Genomic DNA, 23,529 nt, shown 5'->3' on the forward strand with positions numbered 1-23,529 from the left:
TCATTGCCAATTTTCGGCTGGTCGATCCAGCCGCCAGCGTGCGGAGTATTCATCGTGAGTGATCGTTCCAATCCTTGGCAATTGCAGGCCATCGTCTGCCAACTGCGCACGGCGCGAAACCAGTGGCGTACACAAAACGGGCGTGTCAGCGGGGAACAGGGCGGTCGTGAGCTGCCGTCACGTGCCGCGATGGCCGATATTCTTGAAGCCTTGTGCGGCGCATTGTTTCCAATGCGTCTGGGCCCGGTAGACCTGCGTGAAGAGAGCGAAGACTTCTATGTCGGCCACACACTGGATGTGGCGCTGAACGCGTTGCTGACCCAAGCTCGGCTGGAGCTGCGCTACGCGGCACGCCAGGGCGGGTTACCCGACGAGGGTGTGGATGCGACCGCGACCTTGCTGATTCAGGACTTTGCCTTGGCCTTGCCCGGCTTGCGCGGCATTTTGGACACCGACGTGCTGGCTGCTTACCACGGCGACCCGGCGGCGCGCAGTGTGGATGAAGTGTTGTTGTGCTATCCGGGGATTCTGGCGGTGATTCATCACCGGTTGGCGCATCACCTGTACCGCGCCGGTTTGCCATTGCTGGCGCGGATCAGTGCAGAAATTGCGCACTCGGCCACCGGCATTGATATTCACCCCGGCGCGCAGATTGGCCGTAGTTTCTTTATCGATCACGGGACGGGCGTTGTGATCGGAGAAACCGCGATTATCGGCGAGCGTGTGCGGATCTATCAGGCTGTGACGCTGGGCGCCAAGCGCTTTCCGGCGGATGAGTCAGGGCAATTGCAGAAGGGCCATCCACGCCATCCGATCGTTGAGGATGATGTGGTGATCTATGCTGGCGCGACGATTTTGGGGCGCATCACCATTGGCCAGGGTTCGACCATTGGCGGCAACGTATGGCTGACCCGCAGCGTGCCCGCGGGCAGCAACCTGACCCAGGCCAATTTGCTGCACGATGATGGGACGCAGAAGTAAGATCGCGTGAACCTTGTCCCTCACCCAGCCCTCCGGGTGAGGGCAAGGGTGAGGGGCTCTTGATCTTGAATTAGCGGGCGCTACGCACGCCTTCTGCCAGCGCTGCACACAAGCTCAGCACACCATCCACCGCCTGCTCAGGCGTCGCTGCATTCTCGATCTTGTCGATCAAGGCCGAGCCCACCACCACGCCATCTGCCAACCGCGCAATCGCCGCAGCCTGTTCTGGGGTGCGGATGCCAAAGCCCACGCTGATCGGCAGGTCGGTATGGCGACGCAGACGCTCAATGGCCGCGCTCACTTGCTCGGTTGTCGCGGAACCGGCACCGGTCACGCCCGCTACCGATACGTAGTACACAAAGCCCGAGCTGCCCGCCAGCACGGTTGGCAAGCGCACATCGTCAGTGGTCGGCGTGGTCAGACGGATAAAGTCCAGGCCCGCTGCCTGCGCCGGATCGCACAGCTCGCTGTTGTGCTCGGGCGGCATGTCGACCACGATCAGGCCGTCTACACCTGCCGCTTTGGCTTCGGCAATAAACTTGGGCACACCATAGTGGTGGATCGGGTTGAAGTAGCCCATCAGTACCAACGGCGTGTTGCTGTTGTCTTCACGGAACTCGCGAACCATTTGCAGGGTTTTGGCCAAGTTCTGCTTGGCACCCAGGGCGCGGATGTTGGCCAGCTGAATCGCCGGGCCATCGGCCATTGGGTCGGTAAAGGGCATGCCCAGTTCGATCACATCGGCGCCCGCTGCAGGCAAGCCCTTGAGGATCGCCAGCGAGGTGGCGTAATCCGGGTCACCGGCAGTGACGAAGGTGACCAGGGCTGCGCGATTTTGCTCCTTGAGTTCGGTGAAGCGCGTTTGCAGGCGGCTCATTAGTGTTTCTCCTGCTGGGATTGCTCTTGTTGAGAGTTTTCCATGTGGTGCATCACAGTTTGCATGTCTTTGTCGCCTCGACCGGACAGGTTGACCACCATCAGGTGATCGGCTGGCAGGGTGGGTGCGCGTTTGAATACTTCGGCCAGCGCGTGGGCGCTTTCCAGGGCCGGGATGATGCCTTCAAGGCGGCAGCATTTGTGGAAGGCGTCCAGGGCTTCGTCGTCGGTCACCGAGGTGTACTCGACGCGGCCGATGTCGTGCAACCAGGCGTGTTCAGGGCCAATGCCAGGGTAGTCGAGACCCGCTGAAATCGAGTGGGCGTCAATGATCTGGCCATCGTCGTCCTGCAACAGGAAGGTGCGGTTGCCGTGCAGTACGCCCGGCTCGCCGCCGTTGAGGCTGGCCGCGTGTTTGCCGGTTTCGATGCCGTAACCCGCCGCTTCCACGCCGATGATTTCGACGCTGGTGTCATCCAGAAACGGGTGGAACAGGCCCATCGCGTTGGAGCCGCCACCGATGCATGCCACCAGGCTGTCTGGCAGGCGTCCTTCCTGGGCTTGCATCTGGTCGCGGGTTTCCTTGCCGATCACGGCCTGGAAGTCGCGCACCATGGCTGGGTACGGGTGTGGACCCGCCACAGTACCGATCAGGTAGAAGGTGTCGTCAACGTTGGTCACCCAGTCACGCAGGGCTTCGTTCATTGCGTCTTTGAGAGTGCCGGTGCCCGCGATAACCGGGATCACTTCAGCGCCCAGCAGCTTCATGCGGAACACGTTGGCCTGCTGGCGCTCGATGTCGGTGGTGCCCATGTAGATCACGCACTGCAGACCAAAGCGCGCTGCCACGGTGGCGGTGGCCACGCCGTGCATGCCGGCGCCGGTCTCGGCAATAATGCGTTTTTTGCCCATGCGTCGCGCCAGCAGAATCTGGCCGATGCAGTTGTTGATCTTGTGCGCGCCGGTGTGGTTCAGCTCTTCGCGCTTGAGGTAGATCTTGGCGCCGCCACAGAACTCGGTGAGCCGCTCGGCGAAGTACAGCGGGCTTGGGCGGCCAACGTAGTCGCGCTGGAAGTAGGCCAGTTGCTTGATGAACTCAGGGTCTGTTTTTGCCAGCTCGTACTCGCGATCCAGATCAAGGATCAGCGGCATCAGGGTTTCAGCCACGTAACGGCCGCCGAATGAGCCAAACAGGCCATTGGCATCAGGGCCGGTACGCAAGGTGGATTGAGTCATGTGACGCTCCAGATAAAAAGTTACGAAGGTCGATGGACCTGACTTTACCCGCGACAGCCCAGGATGAAAACCGATAAGATCGCCGTAACCTGTCAGGAAAACTCACAGATATCATGAGTCGCGACCTCCCTCCCCTGAATGCCTTGCGGGCATTCGAAGCCACCGCCCGCCTGACTAGCGTCAGCCAGGCGGCCGAGCAATTGAATGTCACCCACGGCGCCGTTAGTCGCCAACTAAAAGTACTCGAAGAGCACTTGGGGGTGAGCCTGTTCGTCAAGGAAGGGCGTGGACTAAAGCTTACCGACGCCGGAACCCGCCTGCGTGATGCCAGCAGCGAAGCTTTCGAACGTCTACGAAATGTGTGCGCTGAACTCACGCAAAGCCAGGTTGATGCCCCGTTTGTGTTGGGCTGTTCAGGCAGTTTGCTGGCGCGCTGGTTTATTCCGCGCTTGGGTCGACTGAATGCCGATTTGCCGGACTTGCGCTTGCACTTGTCGGCCGGTGAAGGCGATCTCGACCCGCGACGCCCAGGTCTGGATGCCTTGCTGGTATTTGCCGAGCCGCCGTGGCCCGCGGATATGCAGGTGTATGAGTTGGTCAGTGAGCGTATTGGCCCGGTGGTCAGCCCGCGCTATGCGCGCTACGAACAACTGCGTCACGCCCCGGCCAGCGTCTTGCTCGACGAACCGTTGCTGCACACCACTTCGCGGCCTCAGGCCTGGCCAAACTGGGCGCAGCAGAATGCAATCGAGTCAAAGGACTTGAAGTTCGGGCAGGGGTTTGAACACTTGTATTACTTGCTTGAGGCCGCCGTTGCGGGCTTGGGTGTGGCAATTGCCCCCGAGCCGCTGGTGGTGCAAGACCTTCAGGCTGGACGCCTGGTGGCGCCGTGGGGCTTCAACGAGACTGCGGCGCAGTTGACGTTATGGTTGCCCAAGCGCGCCGCAGATGGGCGCGCCCGGCAACTGGCGCAATGGCTCAAGGCTGAGCTTGCGCGTAGCGCGGATTAGTTGCCGCGCTTGCACATCAGGAAGGCCGCCAGCAGGCCCAGTGCGCCTATGGCAACGCCTGCGGTGGCATACGGGTGTTCCTGGGCGTATTCGCGGGTGGCGATCGCGGTTTCGCGGGTTTTGTCTTTCACTTCTTCGTAGGCATCGCTGAGCAGATGGCGCGAATGCTTGAGTGCATTCTCGGCATTGCTTTTGAGGGCGCTAAGCGTCTTTTTGGATTCGTCCGAAGCATCGTGCTTGAGGCTTTCCAGAGACTTGAGCAGGCTCTCGATCTCTGCTTCCATGCTTTGCAATGAGGCTTTACGTAAAGAGTTGCTAGCCATTAGGGCTCTCCTGCATTGATGAGTGAGGTGCTTGTTAAGTCCGACTACGCAGATTTCAGAAAGTGCAGTTGGCCTGAACTTTTCCTTTCAGATTGCCTACAAAGTATTTAGCACAATCGCTGCTAGGCTTTGATCTACGACAAAGGAGAACGTTATGTCTGACCATCACACCTACAAGAAAGTTGAACTGGTAGGCTCGTCCCCGAGCAGCATAGAAGACGCCATCGGTAATGCACTGGCCGAGGCCAACAAAAGCATCAAACACATGGAATGGTTCGAAGTGATCGACACCCGCGGGCACATCAAGGACGGCAAGGTGGCGCACTATCAGGTGACACTCAAAATCGGTTTTCGGATTGCTACCAGTTGATTTGACACAGCCTTTTGATCAGCGGGCTGGCCGTTTGCCATAAAGTCCGCTACACCGTCTGGGTGCAATGCGGCACATGCGCATTGCACCCTTTTTGTTTTGACCGGGGAATGTGACCGATGAAAAAGATTTTATTGGCTGTAGGTTTGCTGAGTCTGGCAGGAACGGCGTTTGCACAGGGCAAGCCTTGTGAAGAACTGAAAAGCGAAATCGCCGCGAAGATTGAGGCTCACGGCACCCAGCATTATTCGCTGACCACTGTGGAAAAAGGCACTTCGGCTGACGGCAAAGTAGTGGGTACCTGCGAAGGCGGTACCAAGGAAATCGTCTACAAGCGCGGGTAATGTGGGAGCGAGCCTGCTCGCGCTGCCAGACGACGCGGTGTTTCAGTTGAACTGCGTCGATGCCATCGCGAGCAGGCTCGCTCCCACGTTTGCTTTAGGGTTAAGCCTCTTTCATCACCTGCGACAGCAATTCATACGAATGAATGCGGTCTGCATGCTCATACAAATCACAGGTAAAGATCAGCTCGTCCGCTTGGGTTTGTTCGATCAAGACGTCCAGTTTGGCGCGAATTTTCTGCGGGCTGCCGACCATAGCCAGACCCAGGAAGCTCATCACCGCCTCTTTCTCGTGGGGCAACCACAGGCCATCCATCGTTTCCACAGGTGGGCGCTGCACCAGGCTTTGCCCACGCATCAACGCCAAAATCCGCTGTTGTACAGAAGTGGCCAGATACTCGGCCTGCTCGTCGGTATCGGCTGCAACCAGCGGAATGCCAAGCATCACGTAAGGTTTGTCGAGGGTCGCCGATGGCTTGAAGTGGTTGCGATACACGCGAATCGCTTCGTGCATCAAGCGCGGTGCGAAATGTGAGGCAAAGGCGTAAGGCAAGCCAAGTTCACCGGCCAGTTGTGCACTGAACAAGCTGGAGCCCAGCAGCCAGACCGGTACGTTGCTCCCGGTGCCCGGCATGGCGATTATCTGTTGGTCCGGGGTGCGCGGGCCCAGATAGCGCATCAACTCGGCCACATCCTGCGGGAAGTCATCGGCACTGCCTGAACGCTCACGGCGCAGGGCGCGGGCGGTCATCTGGTCCGAACCCGGCGCACGACCAAGGCCCAGATCGATCCGCCCCGGGTACAGACTTTCCAGAGTGCCGAACTGCTCGGCGATCACCAGCGGCGCATGGTTGGGCAGCATCACGCCACCCGAGCCCACGCGAATGGTCGAAGTGCCCCCGGCCAGATAACCGATCAATACCGAGGTCGCCGAGCTGGCGATGCCGTCCATATTGTGGTGTTCGGCGACCCAGAAACGGTTGTAACCCAACTTTTCTACGTGCTGTGCCAAGTCCAGCGAATTGCGCAACGACTGGGCGGCGCTGCCATTTTCGCGCACAGGCACCAGGTCGAGGGTCGAGAATTTGATGTCAGACAATCGTTTCATCAGCTGGCTACTCCAGGTGGGATGCAGGTCAAGGTGCTCGCTTGATCTGCCAGTGCTTACAGCAATATGGGCATATACCCGAGTTTCAATGGTGGGCAGGGAATTGATCCGATAAAAATGACGACTGGTCCGACAAGATGAACTTTGTGAGACGAACTACCCTCACTAGTTCATTCAAGGCGTGAAACCTTCGCGCCGTACTTCAGGAGGCACGCATGAGTATCAAAAAGAAAGCATCGGCTCATTGGGCAGGCGACCTTAAAACCGGCATCGGCTCCATCTCCACGGAAACCGGCGTGCTGCGCGAAGCGCCATATGGCTTCAAGGCCCGGTTTGAAGGCGGCAAGGGCACCAACCCCGAAGAGCTGATTGGCGCAGCCCATGCGGGCTGCTTTTCGATGGCGCTGTCGATGATCCTTGGTGATGCCGGCCTCAAGGCCGACAGTATCGACACCACTGCCGAGGTTACGCTGGATCAGGTGGACGGCGGCTTTGAGATCACTGCCGTGCATCTGGTGCTCAAGGCCAAAGTGCCCGGCGCAACCCAGGCGCAATTTGACGAACTGACCACCAAGGCGAAGGAAGGCTGTCCGGTGTCCAAGGTGCTGAATGCGAAAATCACTCTCGACGCCACGCTGGTGAGCTGACGGTACACGCCGCCCCGCAGCCATAAGCGGGGCGGCGTTGGCCCGGGCAGTTGGTACCCGGCTGCGACAGATCAGTCCTGTGCTGCGCTAAATGTGATCGAATGATCGCCACTCGCGTCAGATCATGACTTTGCGTCCTGCCTCAAGGGAGTCTCACCATGAAACGTTTTGCTCTAGCTGTTGTTTGCTGCGCCATGGCTACTTCGGCCTTGGCTGCCCCCAAGCCGTGTGAAGAACTGAAGGCTGAAATCGAAGCCAAGATCCAGGCCAACAATGTGTCGTCCTACACGCTGGAAATCGTGACTACCGAAGACGTCCATGACGAGAATATGGTGGTTGGGTCGTGCGAATACGGCAGCAAAAAAATCATTTATCAGAACAACGATCGTCAGGCCTCACGGTAAGCAGTTAACCAGCCGCTCCTCGGCCACCACCTTGCCCGCTGCGTTGTACAGTCGGGCGTAGGCGTTGAAACCCAGCGAGCGTGTTTGCAACCGGTAATGCTGGCCGGGCTCGAAGTTATCGTAATTGACGGTGACATAGCACAGCCGTTCCTGCGGATCGCTGAACATGCCCATGCCGCCGACAAATACCTCGAAATCGAAACGCACCATCAATTCATGGCTGCCCGGGGTGACTTGAAAGTAGCGTCCGTCGCTCATGCGCTGATTGTCCAGGCGCTCTGCCATCACCAGCTTGCCGGTTTGTGTTTCAAGGTCGACCCAGGCCATCTTCGGGTCCGGCGCGGGCAATGGCGTGCTGACGCAAGCGCTCAGCAGGCAGGCTGTCAGCAATAGCAAAAACGTGCGCATGGTGATTTCCACAAGGGTGTGAAGCACAAGCATAGCGCTGATCCATTGGCCTATCGCGTGTCGCCTTCGGTTAATCTTGCGCCACTCGCCTATCGAGATCGCTTTATGACGTTGCGTATTCGCTGCCTGCTCGCCATTGCCCTGATACCGCTGCTCAATGGCTGTTCCAGTGCTGCGTACTACGCTCAATTGGCCGATGGCCAATGGCAATTATTAAAAGCCCGCCAGCCGGTGGCCAAGGTGATTGCCGACCCGCAGCAGCCGCCTGTCCTGCGCCAGCATCTGGCTAATGCCCAGGCTGCCCGCACCTTTGCCAGCCAGCATTTGTACCTGCCGGACAATCAGAGCTATCGCCTGTATGCCGACCTCAAACGGCCCTATGTGGTGTGGAATGTATTTGCCACCCCAGAGTTTTCCCTCAACCCCGTGACCCATTGCTTTCCGATTGCCGGGTGCGTGGCCTACCGAGGTTTTTACAGCCAGGGTGCGGCGCGCGGCGAAGCGGCCCTGCAACATCAGCAGGGCAATGACGTGCTTATCAGTGGGGTCGAGGCTTACTCGACATTGGGCTGGTTTGATGACCCTATCCTCAACAGCATGCTCACCTGGGGCGATGAGCGCCTGGCCACCCTGATTTTTCACGAACTGGCGCACCAGCGCGTCTATGTGAAGGATGACAGTGAGTTCAATGAGTCTTTTGCCAGCTTCGTTGAACAGGAAGGTACCCGCCAATGGCGCGCCCACCAAGGGCTGCCGCCCTCAAGCCGCGATAGCTTGAAGCAGCGCGAGCAGTTTGTCGGGTTAGTACTCAACACCCGTCAGCGCCTGCAAGACCTCTACGCGCAGCCTGTGCCTGACGCTGAAATGCGTCAGCGCAAAGCTGCAGAGTTTGAGCGAATGCGCCGCGAGTACCGTCAGCTACGCCATAAGGAATGGGCTGGGAATAATCGGTTTGATGCGTGGGTCAATGCGCCGATGAATAACGCAAAGCTGCTGCCGTTTGGCCTGTACGACCAATGGGTGCCGGCTTTCGCTGCGCTGTTTGAACACCTTGATCGCGATTGGCCAAGGTTTTATCGCGAGGTTGAACAACTCGGCAAACTGCCCCGGCAACAGCGCAGGGCTGCTTTGGAGCAGTGGGCGCGAGCCAACAGTCAGCTGGACTTGAACCAGCCCTTTACCGCGCAGGAGGCAAACGCGCTGGTACTGCAGGCGCCGCTGCTCAAGGCTTCACGCAATTTGGGAATATCGGCTTTCGTCATGTAGCTGACGCCATCCTTGAAGTGTGAGGTCTGGCCAAAGCCGCCCTGAGTCATTTCCTTGAGTGCGTCTTCCTTGCTCCAGTCCTGCACCACCACGCGGTACATCGCTGCCATCAAGCCCGTGCGGTCCACGCCGTGTTTGCAGTGCATCAACACCGGGCCCTGGGCTTGTGCGGTTTGAATGGCGCGCAATGCGGCCAGCACATCGGCGTCATCCACATGATTGGTCCGGTAAGGCAGCTGGACTTGGGTGACACCGGGGGTCTTGAGCCAGGCGTCATCGGCCTCGGGCAAGAAGTTGATCACGGTGGCGATCTGCAGTTTTTCCAGCAACGGCTGTGCAGCGCTGTCGGGCAAGGCGCTGCGGTACAGGGTCGGTGACATTTGATACAGGTTGTATTGCGCAGCAACGGGTTGTGCCCACTGCGCTGGCCGCGCCTGGGTTGTTTCGTCGGCCTGAGCCTGAGGCAACGCAAAGGCTGCCAGTAATGTCAGGCACAGAGCAGGGAAAAACCGGGTTTTCGGCATGTCAGTTCGACCACTTCTACAGGGATTATCAGGAGGTGGCGGCAGATTGAGTCAAACCGGATCAAAACCCTGTGAGCTGTTTGTAAAAATTCTGTTATAGCGCTGACGGCAGCTGCGGCAAAATCACGCATGAAACGATTCATCCAGGCGCTTGGCCTGTTAGTATTTGTAACCAAATTTTGCCTGCGTGTTGTTTTCCTTAGGTCGACGTCGACCCGTATCGCTGCCAAAACGAAAAGCCGCCCATGAGCGGCTGTAATCCGTGACTGCCTGATGAGGTGCCCCGCATGTCTGAGCAAGACAATCCCCGGCGTGAGTTTTTGCGCAAAACCCTGACCCTGATTCCAGTGGTCACCGTCGCCAGCACCGGCCTTGGTGGTTCCGTGCTGATGGCCACGCCTGCGGCCGCAGCACCTGAGCCCGCACAGCGCCCTTCGAGCCCTGGCAAAGCCTACGAGCCGACTTGGTTCACCGCTGAAGAGTGGGTGTTTGTAAACGCCGCTGTCGCGCGTCTGATCCCGGCAGACGAGCAAGGCCCCGGCGCTCTGGAAGCTGGTGTCCCGGAATATATCGACCGCCAGATGAACACGCCCTATGCCAGCGGCGCGCTGTGGTTTATGCAAGGGCCGTTCAATGCCGACGCGCCACCTGAAATGGGCTGGCAGAGCAAATTGGTGCCAAAGCAGATCTATCGTCTGGGCATCGCTGCCACGGAGGAACTGTGCAAAAAGGTCTATAACTCAACATTTGCTGGGCTAGACAGCGCTACCCGAGACGAAGTGCTCAAACAATTGGAAGCGGGCACCCCTAAATTCGAGAGCGTTCCAGCCAAAATATTTTTCAGCTTTTTGCTGCAAAACACCAAGGAAGGCTTCTTTTGCGACCCGATTCACGGTGGCAACAAGGGCATGGTCGGCTGGACCATGATCGGCTTCCCCGGCGCGCGCGCTGATTTTATGGATTGGGTTGAACGCAACGAGCAGTACCCCTTCCCGGCAGTTTCCATCCGCGGCGAGAGGGCTTGAGCATGTCGACCGTTATGAAGAAAGTTGATGCAGTTATCGTCGGTTTTGGCTGGACCGGCGCGATCATGGCCAAAGAGCTGACCGAAGCTGGCCTGAATGTTGTGGCCCTTGAACGCGGCCCAATGCAGGACACCTACCCGGACGGTAACTATCCACAGGTGATCGACGAACTGACCTACAGCGTGCGTAAAAAGCTGTTTCAGGACGTCTCCAAAGAAACCGTCACTATCCGCCATAGCATCAAGGATGTGGCCCTGCCGAACCGCCAACTGGGTGTGTTTTTGCCTGGCAACGGTGTGGGCGGCGCGGGTTTGCACTGGTCGGGCGTGCACTTTCGGGTCGACCCGACAGAGCTGCGCATGCGCAGCCATTACGAAGAACGCTACGGCAAAAACTTTATCCCTGAGGGCATGACCATCCAGGACTTTGGCGTCAGCTATGAAGAGCTGGAGCCGTTCTTTGACTACGCCGAAAAAGTCTTCGGTACCTCGGGCCAGGCCTGGACCGTCAACGGCCAACTGGTCGGTCAAGGCAAGGGCGGCAACCCTTATGCGCCGGATCGCTCCGATAACTTCCCGCTGGTATCGCAGAAGAACACCTACTCCGCACAGTTGTTTCAGAAAGCGGCCAATGAGGTGGGCTACAAACCTTACAACCTGCCATCGGCCAACACCTCGGGACCTTACACCAACCCCTATGGCGCGCAGATGGGGCCGTGTAATTTCTGCGGTTTTTGCAGCGGCTATGTCTGCTACATGTATTCCAAGGCATCACCCAACGTAAACATTCTCCCAGCGCTCACGCCGCTGCCCAACTTTGAGCTGCGCCCTGACGCCCATGTGATTCGGGTCAATCTGGACAGCAGCAAAAGCAAGGCCACCGGCGTGACCTACATCGACGCACTGGGCCGCGAGATCGAGCAACCGGCCGACCTGGTGATTCTGGGCGCGTTCCAGCTGCATAACGTGCGCTTGATGCTGCTGTCGGGGATTGGCAAGCCTTACGACCCAGTCACCAACGAAGGTGTGGTGGGCCGCAACTTCGCTTATCAGAACATGGGCACCATCAAGGCCTACTTCGATAAAGACGTGCACACCAACAACTTTATCGGCGCGGGCGGCAATGGCGTGGCGATTGATGATTTCAACGCGGACAACTTCGACCACGGGCCTCACGGCTTTGTCGGTGGTTCGCCGATGTGGGTCAACCAGGCGGGTAGCCGACCGATTGCCGGCACCTCGAACCCGCCGGGCACTCCGGCCTGGGGCAGTGCCTGGAAGCGTGCAACCGCCGATTACTACACCCACCAGGTGTCGATGGACTCCCACGGTGCGCATCAATCCTACCGTTGCAACTACCTCGACCTGGACCCGGTCTATCGCGATGTCTACGGTCAGCCGTTGCTGCGTATGACGTTCGACTGGCAAGAAAACGACATCAAAATGAATCGTTTCATGATGGAAAAAATGGGCAAGATCGCCGACGCGATGAACCCCAAGGCCATTGCACGAATCGGCAAGCAAGTGGGTGATCACTTCAACACGGCCTCCTACCAGACCACCCACCTCAACGGTGGCGCGATCATGGGGACGAACCCGAAAACCAGCGCTCTGAACCGTTACCTGCAGAGCTGGGACGTACACAACGTGTTTGTGCCGGGTGCATCGGCCTTCCCGCAAGGCTTGGGATACAACCCGACCGGCCTGGTTGCTGCGTTGACCTATTGGTCGGCCCGGGCGATCCGCGAGCAGTACCTGAAAAACCCCGGCCCACTGGTTCAGGCATAAGGAGCGATGACCATGAAAGCATTTGTTATTGCGACCCTGGCCCTGTTCAGCAGTTTCTCGGCGGTGGCCGCTGACAGCGACCCACAGGCACTGGTCAAGCAAGGTGAGTACCTGGCTCGCGCCGGTGACTGTGTGGCCTGCCACACGGCCAAGGACGGCAAGCCGTTTGCCGGTGGCCTGGCGATGGAAACCCCGATCGGTACGATCTATTCGACCAATATCACGCCGGGTAAAAGCGGCATTGGCAGCTACAGCTTTGAAGATTTCGACAAAGCCGTACGCCACGGCGTAGCGCAAAACGGCAGCACCTTGTATCCGGCCATGCCGTATCCATCGTATGCGCGGGTCAACCAGGACGACATGCAGGCGTTGTATGCCTATTTCATGAAGGGCGTTATACCCGTCGAGCAAGCCAACCAGGAAGCCGATATTCCGTGGCCGCTGAGCATGCGCTGGCCGCTGGCAATCTGGCGCTGGCTGTTTGCCCCAGCGGTTGCAGACTTCAAGCCGCAAGCCGGGCAAGACGCGGTGCTCAGCCGTGGCGCCTATCTGGTGGAAGGTCTCGGTCACTGCGGCGCGTGTCACACACCACGGGCACTGACCATGCAGGAAAAAGCCCTGAGCGCCAGCGACAGCCCGGCGTTCCTGTCAGGCAGCGCACCGCTGGAAGGCTGGATCGCGAAGAACCTGCGTGGCGACCACAAGGACGGCCTGGGTAGCTGGAGCGAAGAGCAGTTGGTGCAGTTCCTCAAGACCGGACGCAGTGATCGCAGTGCGGTGTTTGGCGGCATGAGTGATGTGATCGTACACAGCATGCAGTACATGTCCGAGGCAGACCTGACCGCTATCGCTCGCTACTTGAAGTCGTTACCTGCGGTTGACCCTGCGGATGCCCCGCATCAGTACGACTCGACGGTGGCTGATGCCCTATGGAACGGTGACGACAGCAAGCGCGGCGCGGCGGTGTATATCGACAACTGCGCGGCCTGCCATCGGACTGATGGTCACGGTTATACCCGCGTGTTCCCGGCATTGGCGGGTAACCCGGTGTTGCAGTCAAACGACCCGACGTCGTTGATACATATCGTGCTTAAAGGTGGGACGTTGCCAGCGACACATACGGCGCCGTCGACCTTCACCATGCCTGCTTTCGACTGGCGTTTGTCGGATCAGGAAGTGGCCGATGTGGTCAATTTCATCCGTACCAGTTGGGGCAACAAGGCGGCTGAAGTGAAGGCCAGTGATGTGAAGGTGTTGCGCGAGTAATACGAAGCTGTAGCCGCTGACGAGGTACGAGGCTGCGATAAGGTCCGCAGGACCCTCAAAATGTCGGGGCCGCTGCGCTGCCCATCGCAGCCTGCTGCAGCGGCTACAGGGTTAAAACTCCTACGGCTGGGTTGCATCCCCGACCAACCACTTCTGCGACAACGCCTCTAGCCGGCCATCGGCCTTGATCCGTTGCAGCGCCTTGTCCAGGCTGGCCTGGAACGCTGGGTTGCCCTTCTGGAAGGGTATCGCCAGCGTCACTTCCTCATCCGTGACCGGCGGCTTTTGAGCCACGGTCACCAATGGCTGATGTTCGACAAACTGGCTGCCTTGAGCTACGCCTAGAAGCTGACCCTGAAGTGTTGCAAGGGTATTGGCCGGGTGCGGTGTTTCCTTGCGGGCGATCTTCTGTGCCTGGGTGTGGCTGTAAGGTTCGCTGAAGTCGAAACGATCCTGGAGTTCGGGAGTCAAAGCGATGTGGTTGATGGCGACATCGTATTTACCGCTCTCAACACCCGGCAGCAGGTCAGCGCTGTCGGTAACAAGAATGGAGGGATGCACTTCCAGTTCCTGTGCCAACAGTTCGCCCAGTTCGACGTCGAAGCCGGTCAGGCGCCCGTCCTGCTTGAAGCTGAACGGCGGCATGTCGCCCTCGAGGGCAATGCGCAGTTCGCCGCGGTCGTTCACGTCATCGATCAGTTCAGCTTGAGCAAAAGGGCTCGCCAATGGCAGTAAAAGCATCAGGCCTGGCAGAAAACGCATGGTCACTCCTTTGAAATTGTTGCAAGCGATTCGCAACTGGCGTTCGCTTTGCTTTATGTTGGTCAATTGCGGCGTTGGACAACAGATTGACTCAAAGTTGTCTTGCATCGAAGAATTTTGCAAAAAAACCGGAGAAAAAAATGAAAGCTCTACTGTCTCGTGTTGCGTTGGCTTCTGTATTGATGGGCGCTTCGGTCATGGCTTCAGCGGCTGGCCTGGAATCGGAACCGGCTCCAAAAGGCGGCAAAGTGTTCATCGTCGAACCTAAAGACGGTGCAACGGTTGATCAAACCTTCACGGTCAAGTTCGGTATCGAAGGCATGCCTTTGGCGCCTATTACCGAGGCCACCCCTCACGCAGGCCACCACCACCTGCTGATCGATGTCGACCAGTTGCCTGCCGAGAACGCACCCATCCCGGCCGACGCCAACCATATCCACTTCGGCAAGGCCCAGACTGAAACCCAGGTAACTCTGCCACCAGGCAAGCACACCTTGCAGTTGGTGCTGGGCAACCAGGTTCACGTACCGTTCAAGCCAAGCATTGTGTCCAAGAAAATCACAGTTGATGTGAAATAAGCGTTTTCGACGCATAAAAAAGGGAGACCCTAGGGTCTCCCTTTTTATTGCAGCGCGTTTAGAACAGCACGCGGCAACGGATAGTGCCTTTGATGGTCTGCAACTTCTCTTGCGCCAGGTCCGAAGACTCGGCGTCGACGTCGATCACTACATAGCCAACTTTTTCGTTGGTTTGCAGGAACTGGCCGGAGATGTTGATCCCGTTTTCGGCGAAGACCTTGTTGATCTCGCTCATCACACCCGGGATGTTTTCGTGGATGTGCAGCAGACGGTGCTTGCCAGGGTGAGCCGGCAGGGCCACTTCCGGGAAGTTCACCGACGATACCGAGGTACCGTTGTCGCTGTACTTGACCAGTTTTTCTGCTACTTCCAGACCGATGTTGGCTTGCGCTTCAGCGGTGGAGCCGCCGATGTGCGGGGTCAGGATTACGTTATCCAGGCCGCGCAGCGGGCTTTCGAACACGTCGTCGTTGGAGCGCGGCTCAACCGGGAACACGTCGATGGCGGCGCCGATCAGGTGCTTGTCCTTGATCGCGTCAGCCAGGGCGTCCAGCTCAACTACGGTGCCACGAGCGGCGTTGATCAGAATCCCGCCCTTTTTGATGGCGCGGATTTCTTTCTCACCGATCATCCACTGAGTGGCGGCGGTTTCAGGCACGTGCAGCGTCACGATGTCGGACATGCCCAACAGTTCGTGCAGGTTGCCGACCTGAGTCGCGTTGCCCAATGGCAGTTTGGTCACGGTGTCGTAGAAGAACACTTGCATGCCCAGGCCTTCAGCCAGGACCGACAGCTGAGTACCGATCGAGCCGTAACCGACGATGCCCAGCTTCTTGCCCCGGATTTCGAAGGAGTTGGCAGCGCTTTTGATCCAGCCACCACGGTGGCAGGAAGCGTTTTTCTCAGGGATGCCACGCAACAACAGGATCGCTTCAGCCAGTACCAACTCGGCCACCGAACGGGTGTTGGAGTAAGGAGCGTTGAAAACAGCGATACCGCGTTCGCGAGCAGCGTTGAGGTCGACCTGGTTGGTGCCGATGCAGAAACAACCAACAGCAACCAATTTCTTGGCGCAGTCGAACACTTCTTCGGTCAGCTGGGTACGAGAACGGATGCCGATAAAGTGGGCATCAGCGATCTTTTCCTTCAGCTGGGCTTCAGGCAAGGAACTGGTGATGTACTCAATGCTGGTATACCCGGCAGATTTGAGCACTTCAACAGCGGATTGGTGGACGCCTTCCAAAAGAAGGAACTTGATCTTGCTCTTATCGAGAGAAGTCTTGCTCATCTGCGTAAACCTGTGTCCCAGAGAAAAAATGGCAGGGAATGGACAGCGAGAGCTGACCTGGCCGGCGTGAAGACCGGCACCGAGAATCGTCCTATGGCTCGATTCTACGGGGGGGTCGTATGCTAGCATAAGAGCCCCGCTAAACACCCATTCCTGCGACGTGAAGCGTTCTCAGGATGACCATGAATTGTTCGAGAGTTCTGTTGATGACCCATCCTGCCTTGATTGATGAGCTAAAGACCCTGGTAGAGCCTGGCAAGGTCCTGACCGACGCCGACTCCCTTAATGCTTACGGCAAGGATTGGACCAAGCATTTCGCCCCGGCCCCGCTGGCTATTGTGTTCCCCAAAACCACCGAACAAGTGCAGGCCATCGTGCTGTGGGCCAACGCTCACAACGTTGCGCTGGTGCCATCGGGTGGGCGAACCGGTTTGTCCGCCGCCGCCGTGGCCGCCAATGGCGAAGTGGTGGTGTCGTTCGATTACATGAATCAAGTGCTGGACATCAACCTGACCGACCGCACCGTGGTCTGCCAGCCGGGTGTGGTCACCGAGCACCTGCAAAACCTGGCCGAAGAAAACGGCCTGTACTACCCGGTGGATTTCGCCTCTGCAGGTTCCAGCCAGATTGGCGGCAATATCGGCACCAATGCCGGCGGGATCAAGGTGATTCGCTACGGCATGACCCGCAACTGGGTGGCGGGCATGAAAGTCGTGACCGGCAAGGGCGATGTGCTGGAACTGAACAAGGACCTGATCAAAAACGCCACTGGCTACGACATGCGTCAGCTGTTTATCGGCGCTGAGGGCACCCTGGGTTTTGTGGTAGAAGCCACCATGCGTCTGGATCGTGCACCTAAAAACCTGACCGCGATGGTGTTGGGTACGGCCGATTTCGACTCGATCATGCCGGTGCTGCACGCGTTCCAAAGCAAGCTGGATCTGACGGCGTTTGAGTTCTTCTCCGACAAGGCGCTGGCCAAAGTGATGGGTCGTGGTGATGTGCCTTCGCCGTTTGAGACCGACTGCCCGTTCTATGCGCTGCTGGAATTCGAAGCGACCACCGAAGAAGTGGCCACCGCGGCCCTGGAAACTTTCGAACACTGCATGGAACAGGGCTGGGTGCTCGATGGCGTGATGAGCCAGAGCGAAACCCAGCTGCAAAACCTGTGGAAACTGCGCGAGTACATCTCCGAGACCATTTCCCACTGGACGCCTTACAAAAACGACATTTCGGTCACTGTGTCGAAAGTCCCGGCATTTTTGAAAGAAATTGACGCGATTGTCGGCGAACACTACCCGGATTTCGAAATCGTCTGGTTCGGCCATATTGGTGACGGCAACCTGCACTTGAACATCCTCAAGCCGGAAAACCTGAGCAAGGACGAGTTCTTCGCCAAGTGCGCGACAGTGAACAAGTGGGTATTTGAAACCGTCGAGAAGTACAACGGTTCGATCTCTGCCGAGCATGGCGTGGGTATGACCAAGCGTGATTACCTGACCTACAGCCGTTCGCCGGTCGAGATCGAGTACATGAAAGCGCTCAAGGCAGTGTTCGACCCGAAAGGCATCATGAACCCCGGCAAGATTTTTGCGGTTTAACTAACAATACAAAACCCGTAGCAGCTGCCGGAGGCTGCGTTCGGCGGCGTAGCCGTCGTAAGTCCGTAGAACGTGGTCTACCTGTTAAATCACGTTCTGAGGTTTTACGTCGCTTCGCAATCGGACGCAGCCTTCGGCAGCTGCTACGGAGTCACTAGCCAACAGCGGAGTCGGTCCATGAGCTATCAGCACCAGTATGTCGACGGTACCCGGATTCACTTTCCTATCGGGAAAGTGGTGTGCATCGGCCGTAACTATGCCGAGCACGCCAAAGAGCTGGATAACCCGATCCCGACTGAACCTCTGCTTTTCATCAAGCCGGGCAGTTGTGTCGTGCCGCTGGAAGGCGGTTTTACCATTCCGACCGAACGTGGCTCAGTCCACTACGAGGCAGAAATCTCGGTGCTGATCGGCAAGCCCCTGTCGAACAACCCAAGTGTGGAAGAAGTGCTGGACGCTATCTCCGGTTTTGCTCCCGGCCTGGACCTGACCCTGCGCGACAAACAGGCAGAGCTCAAGGGCAAGGGCTTGCCGTGGGAAATCGCCAAATCGTTCGACGGCGCCTGCGTACTCGCCCCTTTCGTACAGAGCAGCACGTTTGCTGACTTGGCCGATATTGGCATTCGCCTGACCATCAATGGCGAAGTGCGCCAGGACGGCAGCAGCGCCCTGATGCTCAATCCGATTGTACCGATGATCCAACACATGGCCGCGTGCTTCTCGCTGCAAGCCGGTGACGTGATCATGACCGGCACCCCGGTGGGTGTTGGCCCGCTGAATGTGGGTGATGAACTGGTGCTGGAGTTGACGGGTGTGAGCCGCTTCGAAAGCAGCGTGCGTTAATCAGAAACTGCAAGCAAGTCCCGTAGCAGCTGCCGAAGGGACGAGGCTGCGTTCGGCGGCGAAGCCGTCGCAGAATCAGTAAACGCGATTATTCAGTTAAAACACGCGCCCTGATTTTACGATCGCTTCGCAATCGAACGCAGCCTCGTCCCTTCGGCAGCTGCTACGGATTTCGCACCATGACTTGAGCAAACGTCCCAGACGTATCCCGTCTAAAACGCTATTCTGTCGAGGATATTGTCCTTACAGAATGTGAATCGCTAAATGCCAGACTGGAACCACTACGTACAGCGCATCCTTGAGTTGATGAAGCGCTACCCAGGGCTGATCGCGGCGTTTGGTTTTTGCTCGGGTGTGAGCAGTTTTATTCTGGTGGACCGTCAGCAAGGTATGGCCCGCTGGATCGCCGTGATCCTGCTGGTGAGCTGGGTCTGGCTGATGCTGGAAAACAGTTTCACCCAGTTGTTCAGCCGGGTGTTCAAACGCGAAATCCCCCCTCCTTTGCTGCGCTATGCAACCCAGATGATCCACCAGGAAAGTCTGTTTTTCGTCCTGCCGTTTTTCTTCATCACCACTACCTGGAACAGCGGCCAGCTGGTCTTTACCGGGCTGCTCGGTGTGTGCGCGTTGATCACCATTACCGACCCGCTGTATTACAAATGGCTGGCCCCCCGGCGCTGGCTGTTTTTGGCGTTGCACACCCTGGCACTGTTCGCGGCGATGCTGACGGCGCTGCCGATTATCCTTAACCTGACCACCGCCCAGAGCTACAAGCTGGCGCTGGGCACCGCTGTGTTGCTTTCAATCCCCAGCCTGGCCGTGAGCTTGCCGCTGAAAACCTGGCGCGGCTGGCTGGTGCTACCGCTGATCGTCATGGTGCTGGGTGGCACCGGCTGGTTGCTGCGCTCCTGGGTACCCCCCGCCACGCTGTGGATGACTGAAGTCGCGGTCACCACCCAGCTGCAAGACCGTACGCCGGGCGAAAGTATCGAGGACATCAGCGTCAGCGAGCTGCGTACTCGTGGGCTCTACGCGTATACCTCGATCAATGCTCCGCGGGGTCTGAACGAGCGGATTTACCATGTTTGGCAACTCAACGGCCAGGAAGTCGACCGTATAGCCCTGGATATCCATGGCGGGCGCAAAGAGGGCTATCGCGCCTGGACTCACAAACAGAACTTCCCGCCCGATCCAGTGGGTCGCTGGCAAGTTCGGGTGCTGACTGAAGATGGGCAGATGATCGGCGTTTTGCGCTTCCGAGTTAATCCAGATCAATCTGTGCCTGCGCTAGCTCCGGCAAACTGAAACACTTTTGCAGGATTGTGCTATTACATAAGGTCTGCGTTTCAACGTACTGAGCTGGGAGCTTAAGACTATTACGGCCATGGCGGGCAATGCCCAACTAGACACGTCCAGTAATCCTGCGCGACTGCTGATCAGCGGCGACTGGACGCTTGCCCATTACACTCGCCTCAAGCAGCAGACCGAGCAACTGGTCGGTCAGTACGACGACCAGACCGCCATCGACCTGGATGACGTCTCCAGTATCGATACGGCGGGTGCGTCGCTGTTGGTGGAGTTGTTGGGTGCAGAGCGCGTCAGTCAGTTGACCAAAACCGCACAGAAACTTCCCGCCGCCGACCGTGCTTTGCTGCAAACGGTCTATTCCTCAATGCGTGATTTCTGTGTGCCGGTCAAAACCGCTGAGCAGAACATAGGCATTCTGTTGTTGAGCCGCATCGGCAGCTCGGTCTACAAGCTGTGGCAAGACACGCTGCAACTGCTGGGTTTTATCGGCTTGATCCTGCAAACCCTGGTGCGCAATCTGTTTCGCCCCAAACAGTGGCGCATTACACCAGTGGTAGCACATATCGAGCAGATCGGGCTCAACGCCGCGCCGATTGTGGTGTTGCTGACCTTTATGGTGGGCGCTGTGGTGGCATTTCTTGGCGCCACGGTGCTGGCCAACTTTGGCGCAGGAATTTTCACCGTAGACCTGGTGGCGTTTTCCTTCCTGCGTGAATTTGGCGTGTTGCTGACCGCCATCCTGCTGGCTGGCCGCACGGCCAGTGCCTTTACTGCACAAATCGGCTCAATGAAGGCCAACGAAGAGATCGATGCGATTCGTACTTTGGGCCTCGATCCGATGGACTTGCTGGTGCTGCCGCGGGTACTGGCCCTGTTGATCGCTCTGCCGCTGCTGACCTTTTTGGCCATGATGGCGGGCATCCTCGGTGGCGCCGTGGTGTGCGTGGTATCGCTGGGCATTTCCCCCGACATGTTTATTTCGCTGCTGCACTCCGATATCGGTGTTCAGCACTTTCTGGTGGGCATGGTCAAAGCGCCGTTCTTCGCCTTTCTGATCGCTGCAGTGGGCTGCCTTGAGGGCTTCAAGGTCAGCGGCAGCGCCGAATCTGTCGGCGCCCACACCACGTCCAGCGTGGTGCAATCGATCTTTATCGTGATCGTCCTCGACGCCGTAGCCGCGTTGTTCTTTATGGAGATGGGCTGGTGAGTGTGTCTATGCGCAAGCCCGGCGAGGCGGTGATCGAGGTGCGTGATTTGTGCAACCGCTTTGGTAGCCAAACGGTGCACGAACACCTCGATCTGGATGTGTACAAGGGGGAGATTCTCGGTGTGGTCGGGGGTTCCGGCACCGGTAAATCCGTACTGCTGCGCAGTATTGTCGGCCTGCGTCGGCCCACGTCAGGGCAAGTGCGAGTGTTTGGCCAAGACCTGATGAACCTGCAGGAAACCGAGCGCTCGTTGATTGAACGGCGCTTTGGCGTGTTGTTTCAGCGTGGTGCGCTGTTTTCTTCGCTGACGGTGACTGAAAACATCGCCCTGCCCCTGATCGAGCACGCGGGGCTGAGCCGCCCTGACGCCGAGCATCTGGCGTGCGTCAAGCTGGCGCTGGCCGGGTTGCCCTTGTCGGCCGCCGACAAATACCCGTCTTCACTGTCGGGCGGGATGGTCAAGCGCGCGGCATTGGCACGGGCGCTGGCGCTGGATCCGGACATCCTGTTTCTTGACGAACCCACCGCCGGGCTCGATCCGATTGGTGCGGCAGCGTTTGACCAACTGATTCTGACCCTGCGCGATGCGCTGGGTTTAAGTGTGTTTCTCGTCACCCACGACCTCGACACGCTGTACACCATCACTGACCGGGTGGCAGTGCTGTCGCAAAAACGGGTGTTGGTGGCTGCGCCCATCCGTGAAGTCGAAGACTTCGACGACCCGTGGATTCATGAATATTTCCATGGCCCCCGTGGCCGCGCCGCATACGAAGCGGCAACCCAGCTTAAGGAGCAATGACATGGAAACCCGTGCCCATCATGTATTGATCGGCCTGTTCAGCGTCCTGGTTGTCGTTGGAGGCATGCTGTTTGGCCTGTGGCTGGCGAAGGCGAGCATGGACAGCACGTTCAAGGATTACGAAGTGGTGTTCAATGAAGCCGTCAGCGGTCTGTCCAAAGGCAGCTCGGTGCAATACAACGGAATCAAGGTAGGTGACGTTATCGAACTGCGCCTGGACGAAAAAGACCCGCGTCGCGTATTGGCGCGTATTCGCCTGGCGGCTGGCACGCCGGTCAAGGTCGACACCAAGGCCAAGCTGGCGCTGACCGGCGTCACCGGCACCTCGATCATTCAGCTCAGTGGTGGCGATCCGAGCAGCCCTGCCCTCAAGGGTAAGGACGGCAAACTGCCGGAAATCGTGGCTTCGCCTTCGCCGATTGCCCGGCTGTTGACCGATGGCAACGACTTGTTGGCCAACGTCAACATGCTGCTGCATAACGCCAATGGCCTGTTCTCTGAAGAGAACATCAGCCGCGTCAGCAAGACGCTGGATAATCTTGAGCAAACCACCACGGCCATAGCCGGCCAGCGTGGCGATATCAGCCAGACGTTGAAACAGCTGGCCCAGGTCGGCAAACAGGCCAGCGCCACGCTTGAGCAAACCACTGCACTGATGCGCAACGCCAATGGTCTGCTGAGCACCGATGGCAAACAGATGTTCAGCAGCGCAGAGAGCGCCATGAAGTCTCTGGAACAAAGTAGCGCAACCATCAACAAGCTGATCGACAACAATGAGCAATCGCTTAACAGCGGCCTGCAAGGTCTGAATCAACTTGGCCCGGCGGTCAATGAACTGCGCGAAACCCTAGGCACATTGCGCTCGATCTCGCGACGCCTGGAAGCCAACCCAAGCGGTTACTTGCTGGGCCGCGAACAGAACAAGGAATTTACCCCATGAAGCGTACTTATCGCCTGGCAGGTTCTATCGTCCTTGCGGCCAGCCTGAGCCTGCTCAGCGCCTGTTCAATCTTGCCCAAGCCGGAGCAGGTCGATATGTATCGGTTGCCGGCTGCGCAAGTGCCTGTTGCTGCCAGCCACAGCGCCCCGGTGACGTGGTCGTTGCGCCTCGACAAGCCGATGGCCAGCGGTGCGCTGAACAACCAGAACATTGCAGTGGTGCCCGAAGGCAACCTGATCAGCAACTACAAGGGTGCGCGCTGGAGCGATACCGCGCCGGTGCTGCTGCGCAACCGTCTGCTCGATGCCTTCCTGCAGGATGGCCGGATCCAGGGCTTGAGTACCGACGACAGCAACTTGCAGTCGGATTACGAGCTGGGTGGGGAATTGTTGGCGTTCCAGACACACTACAATGGCAAAAGCCCGCAAGTGCTGATCCAGTACAACGCTCGCTTGGTGCGTAGCAGCGACCAGCGGGTGATCGCCTCCAAGCGTTTTGAAGCGCGCCAGCCACTGAGCAATCCAATGGTGCCGAGCGTGGTTGCCGGCTTTGGCCAAGCCAGCGACACCCTCATGCCGCAAGTGGTGCAGTGGGTGATGCAACAGGGGCAGGCGGAGCGTTAAAAGCCCA

The 23,529-nt window shown here is 58.2% G+C and carries 26 protein-coding genes; 18 read left to right on the forward strand and 8 right to left on the reverse strand.

The genetic code is table 11. The features are described 5' to 3' along the window. Positions 1-54: 54 nt before the first annotated feature. Entirely contained in the window at positions 55-981 is a 927-nt protein-coding gene (gene epsC, locus U5A05_RS00625) for a serine O-acetyltransferase EpsC (RefSeq protein ID WP_261740383.1), read from the forward strand. 70 nt (positions 982-1,051) lie between these two features. Here epsC and trpA read toward each other — a convergent pair whose 3' ends face one another. Together trpA and trpB are read right to left on the reverse strand one after the other, a co-directional pair. Next, positions 1,052-1,858 carry a tryptophan synthase subunit alpha gene (trpA, locus tag U5A05_RS00630; protein WP_261740384.1) on the reverse strand — a complete coding sequence of 269 codons (807 nt, stop codon included), beginning with the start codon at positions 1,856-1,858 and terminating at the stop codon, positions 1,052-1,054. Beyond that, complete coding sequence (gene trpB, locus U5A05_RS00635; protein ID WP_321835212.1) at positions 1,858-3,093, reverse strand: tryptophan synthase subunit beta; 1,236 nt, start codon at positions 3,091-3,093, stop codon at positions 1,858-1,860. Before trpB ends, trpA begins: the two co-directional genes overlap by 1 nt. 113 nt (positions 3,094-3,206) lie before the next feature. Between trpB and U5A05_RS00640 the strand changes: the two genes are divergently transcribed. Then, positions 3,207-4,103, forward strand: a complete 897-nt coding sequence (locus U5A05_RS00640; protein WP_261740386.1) for a LysR family transcriptional regulator — start codon at positions 3,207-3,209, stop codon at positions 4,101-4,103. On the opposite strand, the gene U5A05_RS00645 is transcribed toward U5A05_RS00640, so the two are convergent. Continuing rightward, positions 4,100-4,426 (reverse strand): ElaB/YgaM/YqjD family protein, encoded by a 327-nt coding sequence (locus tag U5A05_RS00645; protein ID WP_261740387.1) that lies wholly within the window; start codon positions 4,424-4,426, stop codon positions 4,100-4,102. The genes U5A05_RS00640 and U5A05_RS00645 overlap by 4 nt on opposite strands. Positions 4,427-4,580: 154 nt before the next feature. Here U5A05_RS00645 and U5A05_RS00650 point away from each other — a divergent pair, with 154 nt between their 5' ends. Both U5A05_RS00650 and U5A05_RS00655 read left to right on the forward strand, forming a co-directional pair. Next, positions 4,581-4,796, forward strand: coding sequence for a dodecin (locus tag U5A05_RS00650; protein ID WP_261740388.1), 216 nt, complete (start codon positions 4,581-4,583; stop codon positions 4,794-4,796). A gap of 119 nt (positions 4,797-4,915) precedes the next feature. Then, positions 4,916-5,140, forward strand: coding sequence for a DUF1161 domain-containing protein (locus tag U5A05_RS00655; RefSeq protein WP_261740389.1), 225 nt, complete (start codon positions 4,916-4,918; stop codon positions 5,138-5,140). Between the two features lie 100 nt (positions 5,141-5,240). On the opposite strand, the gene U5A05_RS00660 is transcribed toward U5A05_RS00655, so the two are convergent. Continuing rightward, entirely contained in the window at positions 5,241-6,245 is a 1,005-nt protein-coding gene (locus U5A05_RS00660) for an LLM class flavin-dependent oxidoreductase (protein ID WP_261740390.1), read from the reverse strand. Positions 6,246-6,460: 215 nt separating this feature from the next. On the opposite strand from U5A05_RS00660, the gene U5A05_RS00665 reads away from it, so the two are divergent. Both U5A05_RS00665 and U5A05_RS00670 read left to right on the forward strand, forming a co-directional pair. Next, the gene (locus U5A05_RS00665; protein ID WP_321835202.1) at positions 6,461-6,892 is read left to right on the forward strand and encodes an OsmC family protein; all 432 of its coding nucleotides are present in this window, start codon (positions 6,461-6,463) and stop codon (positions 6,890-6,892) included. Between the two features lie 158 nt (positions 6,893-7,050). After that, on the forward strand, positions 7,051-7,296 hold the full coding sequence (locus U5A05_RS00670; RefSeq protein ID WP_261740391.1) for a DUF1161 domain-containing protein: 246 nt from the start codon (positions 7,051-7,053) through the stop codon (positions 7,294-7,296). On the opposite strand, the gene U5A05_RS00675 is transcribed toward U5A05_RS00670, so the two are convergent. After that, on the reverse strand, positions 7,288-7,704 hold the full coding sequence (locus tag U5A05_RS00675) for a PA0061/PA0062 family lipoprotein (RefSeq protein WP_261742524.1): 417 nt from the start codon (positions 7,702-7,704) through the stop codon (positions 7,288-7,290). The two genes, U5A05_RS00670 and U5A05_RS00675, sit on opposite strands and share 9 nt — an antisense overlap. Before the next feature lie 105 nt (positions 7,705-7,809). Between U5A05_RS00675 and U5A05_RS00680 the strand changes: the two genes are divergently transcribed. Next, positions 7,810-8,970, forward strand: coding sequence for an aminopeptidase (locus U5A05_RS00680; RefSeq protein WP_321835215.1), 1,161 nt, complete (start codon positions 7,810-7,812; stop codon positions 8,968-8,970). On the opposite strand, the gene U5A05_RS00685 is transcribed toward U5A05_RS00680, so the two are convergent. Beyond that, positions 8,859-9,494, reverse strand: a complete 636-nt coding sequence (locus U5A05_RS00685) for a dual specificity protein phosphatase family protein (protein WP_261740393.1) — start codon at positions 9,492-9,494, stop codon at positions 8,859-8,861. The genes U5A05_RS00680 and U5A05_RS00685 overlap by 112 nt on opposite strands. Positions 9,495-9,781: 287 nt before the next feature. Between U5A05_RS00685 and U5A05_RS00690 the strand changes: the two genes are divergently transcribed. Genes U5A05_RS00690 through U5A05_RS00700 form a run of 3 tightly spaced genes read left to right on the forward strand, consistent with a single transcriptional unit; the run spans position 9,782 to position 13,572 of the window. Further along, entirely contained in the window at positions 9,782-10,519 is a 738-nt protein-coding gene (locus U5A05_RS00690; RefSeq protein ID WP_321835218.1) for a gluconate 2-dehydrogenase subunit 3 family protein, read from the forward strand. A gap of 2 nt (positions 10,520-10,521) precedes the next feature. Then, positions 10,522-12,306, forward strand: coding sequence for a GMC family oxidoreductase (locus U5A05_RS00695; RefSeq protein WP_321835220.1), 1,785 nt, complete (start codon positions 10,522-10,524; stop codon positions 12,304-12,306). 6 nt (positions 12,307-12,312) lie between these two features. Beyond that, on the forward strand, positions 12,313-13,572 hold the full coding sequence (locus U5A05_RS00700) for a c-type cytochrome (RefSeq protein ID WP_425262894.1): 1,260 nt from the start codon (positions 12,313-12,315) through the stop codon (positions 13,570-13,572). Between the two features lie 120 nt (positions 13,573-13,692). Here U5A05_RS00700 and U5A05_RS00705 read toward each other — a convergent pair whose 3' ends face one another. After that, positions 13,693-14,334, reverse strand: a complete 642-nt coding sequence (locus U5A05_RS00705) for a transporter substrate-binding domain-containing protein (RefSeq protein WP_261740397.1) — start codon at positions 14,332-14,334, stop codon at positions 13,693-13,695. 140 nt (positions 14,335-14,474) lie between these two features. On the opposite strand from U5A05_RS00705, the gene U5A05_RS00710 reads away from it, so the two are divergent. Continuing rightward, the gene (locus U5A05_RS00710) at positions 14,475-14,912 is read left to right on the forward strand and encodes a DUF4399 domain-containing protein (RefSeq protein WP_261740398.1); all 438 of its coding nucleotides are present in this window, start codon (positions 14,475-14,477) and stop codon (positions 14,910-14,912) included. A gap of 58 nt (positions 14,913-14,970) precedes the next feature. Here U5A05_RS00710 and serA read toward each other — a convergent pair whose 3' ends face one another. Beyond that, positions 14,971-16,200 (reverse strand): phosphoglycerate dehydrogenase, encoded by a 1,230-nt coding sequence (gene serA, locus U5A05_RS00715; protein WP_048361436.1) that lies wholly within the window; start codon positions 16,198-16,200, stop codon positions 14,971-14,973. A gap of 206 nt (positions 16,201-16,406) precedes the next feature. Between serA and U5A05_RS00720 the strand changes: the two genes are divergently transcribed. The 7 genes from U5A05_RS00720 (at position 16,407) to U5A05_RS00750 (ending at position 23,522) form a co-directional block, all read left to right on the forward strand. Continuing rightward, positions 16,407-17,801, forward strand: coding sequence for an FAD-binding oxidoreductase (locus U5A05_RS00720; protein WP_321835226.1), 1,395 nt, complete (start codon positions 16,407-16,409; stop codon positions 17,799-17,801). Positions 17,802-17,978: 177 nt separating this feature from the next. After that, entirely contained in the window at positions 17,979-18,644 is a 666-nt protein-coding gene (locus U5A05_RS00725; protein ID WP_321835228.1) for a fumarylacetoacetate hydrolase family protein, read from the forward strand. A 264-nt stretch (positions 18,645-18,908) separates the two neighbouring features. Continuing rightward, positions 18,909-19,949 carry a DUF2914 domain-containing protein gene (locus U5A05_RS00730; RefSeq protein ID WP_261740402.1) on the forward strand — a complete coding sequence of 347 codons (1,041 nt, stop codon included), beginning with the start codon at positions 18,909-18,911 and terminating at the stop codon, positions 19,947-19,949. A 79-nt stretch (positions 19,950-20,028) separates the two neighbouring features. Further along, positions 20,029-21,159: an ABC transporter permease gene (locus U5A05_RS00735; protein WP_261740403.1), complete on the forward strand. Its 1,131-nt coding sequence runs from the start codon at positions 20,029-20,031 to the stop codon at positions 21,157-21,159. An 8-nt stretch (positions 21,160-21,167) separates the two neighbouring features. Continuing rightward, positions 21,168-21,959: an ABC transporter ATP-binding protein gene (locus tag U5A05_RS00740; RefSeq protein ID WP_261742525.1), complete on the forward strand. Its 792-nt coding sequence runs from the start codon at positions 21,168-21,170 to the stop codon at positions 21,957-21,959. Between the two features lies 1 nt (position 21,960). Next, positions 21,961-22,899, forward strand: coding sequence for an MlaD family protein (locus tag U5A05_RS00745; protein ID WP_261740404.1), 939 nt, complete (start codon positions 21,961-21,963; stop codon positions 22,897-22,899). Beyond that, on the forward strand, positions 22,896-23,522 hold the full coding sequence (locus tag U5A05_RS00750) for an ABC-type transport auxiliary lipoprotein family protein (RefSeq protein WP_261740405.1): 627 nt from the start codon (positions 22,896-22,898) through the stop codon (positions 23,520-23,522). Before U5A05_RS00745 ends, U5A05_RS00750 begins: the two co-directional genes overlap by 4 nt. Positions 23,523-23,529 lie beyond the last annotated feature (7 nt).

The organism is Pseudomonas kulmbachensis (genome assembly GCF_963681935.1).
GTDB classification, from domain to species: domain Bacteria; phylum Pseudomonadota; class Gammaproteobacteria; order Pseudomonadales; family Pseudomonadaceae; genus Aquipseudomonas; species Aquipseudomonas kulmbachensis.

What these genes read in the sequence shown, in the direction of transcription:
- U5A05_RS00670 (WP_261740391.1), top strand. Translation starts at nt 7,051, where the DNA reads ATGAAACGTTTTGCTCTAGCTGTTGTTTGCTGCGCCATGGCTACTTCG.
- U5A05_RS00640 (WP_261740386.1), top strand. Translation starts at nt 3,207, where the DNA reads ATGAGTCGCGACCTCCCTCCCCTGAATGCCTTGCGGGCATTCGAAGCC.
- U5A05_RS00725 (WP_321835228.1), top strand. Translation starts at nt 17,979, where the DNA reads ATGAGCTATCAGCACCAGTATGTCGACGGTACCCGGATTCACTTTCCT.
- serA (WP_048361436.1), bottom strand. Translation starts at nt 16,200, where the DNA reads ATGAGCAAGACTTCTCTCGATAAGAGCAAGATCAAGTTCCTTCTTTTG.
- U5A05_RS00710 (WP_261740398.1), top strand. Translation starts at nt 14,475, where the DNA reads ATGAAAGCTCTACTGTCTCGTGTTGCGTTGGCTTCTGTATTGATGGGC.
- U5A05_RS00720 (WP_321835226.1), top strand. Translation starts at nt 16,407, where the DNA reads ATGACCCATCCTGCCTTGATTGATGAGCTAAAGACCCTGGTAGAGCCT.
- trpB (WP_321835212.1), bottom strand. Translation starts at nt 3,093, where the DNA reads ATGACTCAATCCACCTTGCGTACCGGCCCTGATGCCAATGGCCTGTTT.
- U5A05_RS00695 (WP_321835220.1), top strand. Translation starts at nt 10,522, where the DNA reads ATGTCGACCGTTATGAAGAAAGTTGATGCAGTTATCGTCGGTTTTGGC.
- U5A05_RS00675 (WP_261742524.1), bottom strand. Translation starts at nt 7,704, where the DNA reads ATGCGCACGTTTTTGCTATTGCTGACAGCCTGCCTGCTGAGCGCTTGC.
- U5A05_RS00730 (WP_261740402.1), top strand. Translation starts at nt 18,909, where the DNA reads ATGCCAGACTGGAACCACTACGTACAGCGCATCCTTGAGTTGATGAAG.
- U5A05_RS00740 (WP_261742525.1), top strand. Translation starts at nt 21,168, where the DNA reads ATGCGCAAGCCCGGCGAGGCGGTGATCGAGGTGCGTGATTTGTGCAAC.
- U5A05_RS00750 (WP_261740405.1), top strand. Translation starts at nt 22,896, where the DNA reads ATGAAGCGTACTTATCGCCTGGCAGGTTCTATCGTCCTTGCGGCCAGC.
- U5A05_RS00660 (WP_261740390.1), bottom strand. Translation starts at nt 6,245, where the DNA reads ATGAAACGATTGTCTGACATCAAATTCTCGACCCTCGACCTGGTGCCT.
- U5A05_RS00690 (WP_321835218.1), top strand. Translation starts at nt 9,782, where the DNA reads ATGTCTGAGCAAGACAATCCCCGGCGTGAGTTTTTGCGCAAAACCCTG.
- U5A05_RS00650 (WP_261740388.1), top strand. Translation starts at nt 4,581, where the DNA reads ATGTCTGACCATCACACCTACAAGAAAGTTGAACTGGTAGGCTCGTCC.
- U5A05_RS00735 (WP_261740403.1), top strand. Translation starts at nt 20,029, where the DNA reads ATGGCGGGCAATGCCCAACTAGACACGTCCAGTAATCCTGCGCGACTG.
- U5A05_RS00745 (WP_261740404.1), top strand. Translation starts at nt 21,961, where the DNA reads ATGGAAACCCGTGCCCATCATGTATTGATCGGCCTGTTCAGCGTCCTG.
- U5A05_RS00700 (WP_425262894.1), top strand. Translation starts at nt 12,313, where the DNA reads ATGACCATGAAAGCATTTGTTATTGCGACCCTGGCCCTGTTCAGCAGT.
- trpA (WP_261740384.1), bottom strand. Translation starts at nt 1,858, where the DNA reads ATGAGCCGCCTGCAAACGCGCTTCACCGAACTCAAGGAGCAAAATCGC.
- U5A05_RS00655 (WP_261740389.1), top strand. Translation starts at nt 4,916, where the DNA reads ATGAAAAAGATTTTATTGGCTGTAGGTTTGCTGAGTCTGGCAGGAACG.
- U5A05_RS00680 (WP_321835215.1), top strand. Translation starts at nt 7,810, where the DNA reads ATGACGTTGCGTATTCGCTGCCTGCTCGCCATTGCCCTGATACCGCTG.
- U5A05_RS00685 (WP_261740393.1), bottom strand. Translation starts at nt 9,494, where the DNA reads ATGCCGAAAACCCGGTTTTTCCCTGCTCTGTGCCTGACATTACTGGCA.
- U5A05_RS00665 (WP_321835202.1), top strand. Translation starts at nt 6,461, where the DNA reads ATGAGTATCAAAAAGAAAGCATCGGCTCATTGGGCAGGCGACCTTAAA.
- U5A05_RS00645 (WP_261740387.1), bottom strand. Translation starts at nt 4,426, where the DNA reads ATGGCTAGCAACTCTTTACGTAAAGCCTCATTGCAAAGCATGGAAGCA.
- U5A05_RS00705 (WP_261740397.1), bottom strand. Translation starts at nt 14,334, where the DNA reads ATGCGTTTTCTGCCAGGCCTGATGCTTTTACTGCCATTGGCGAGCCCT.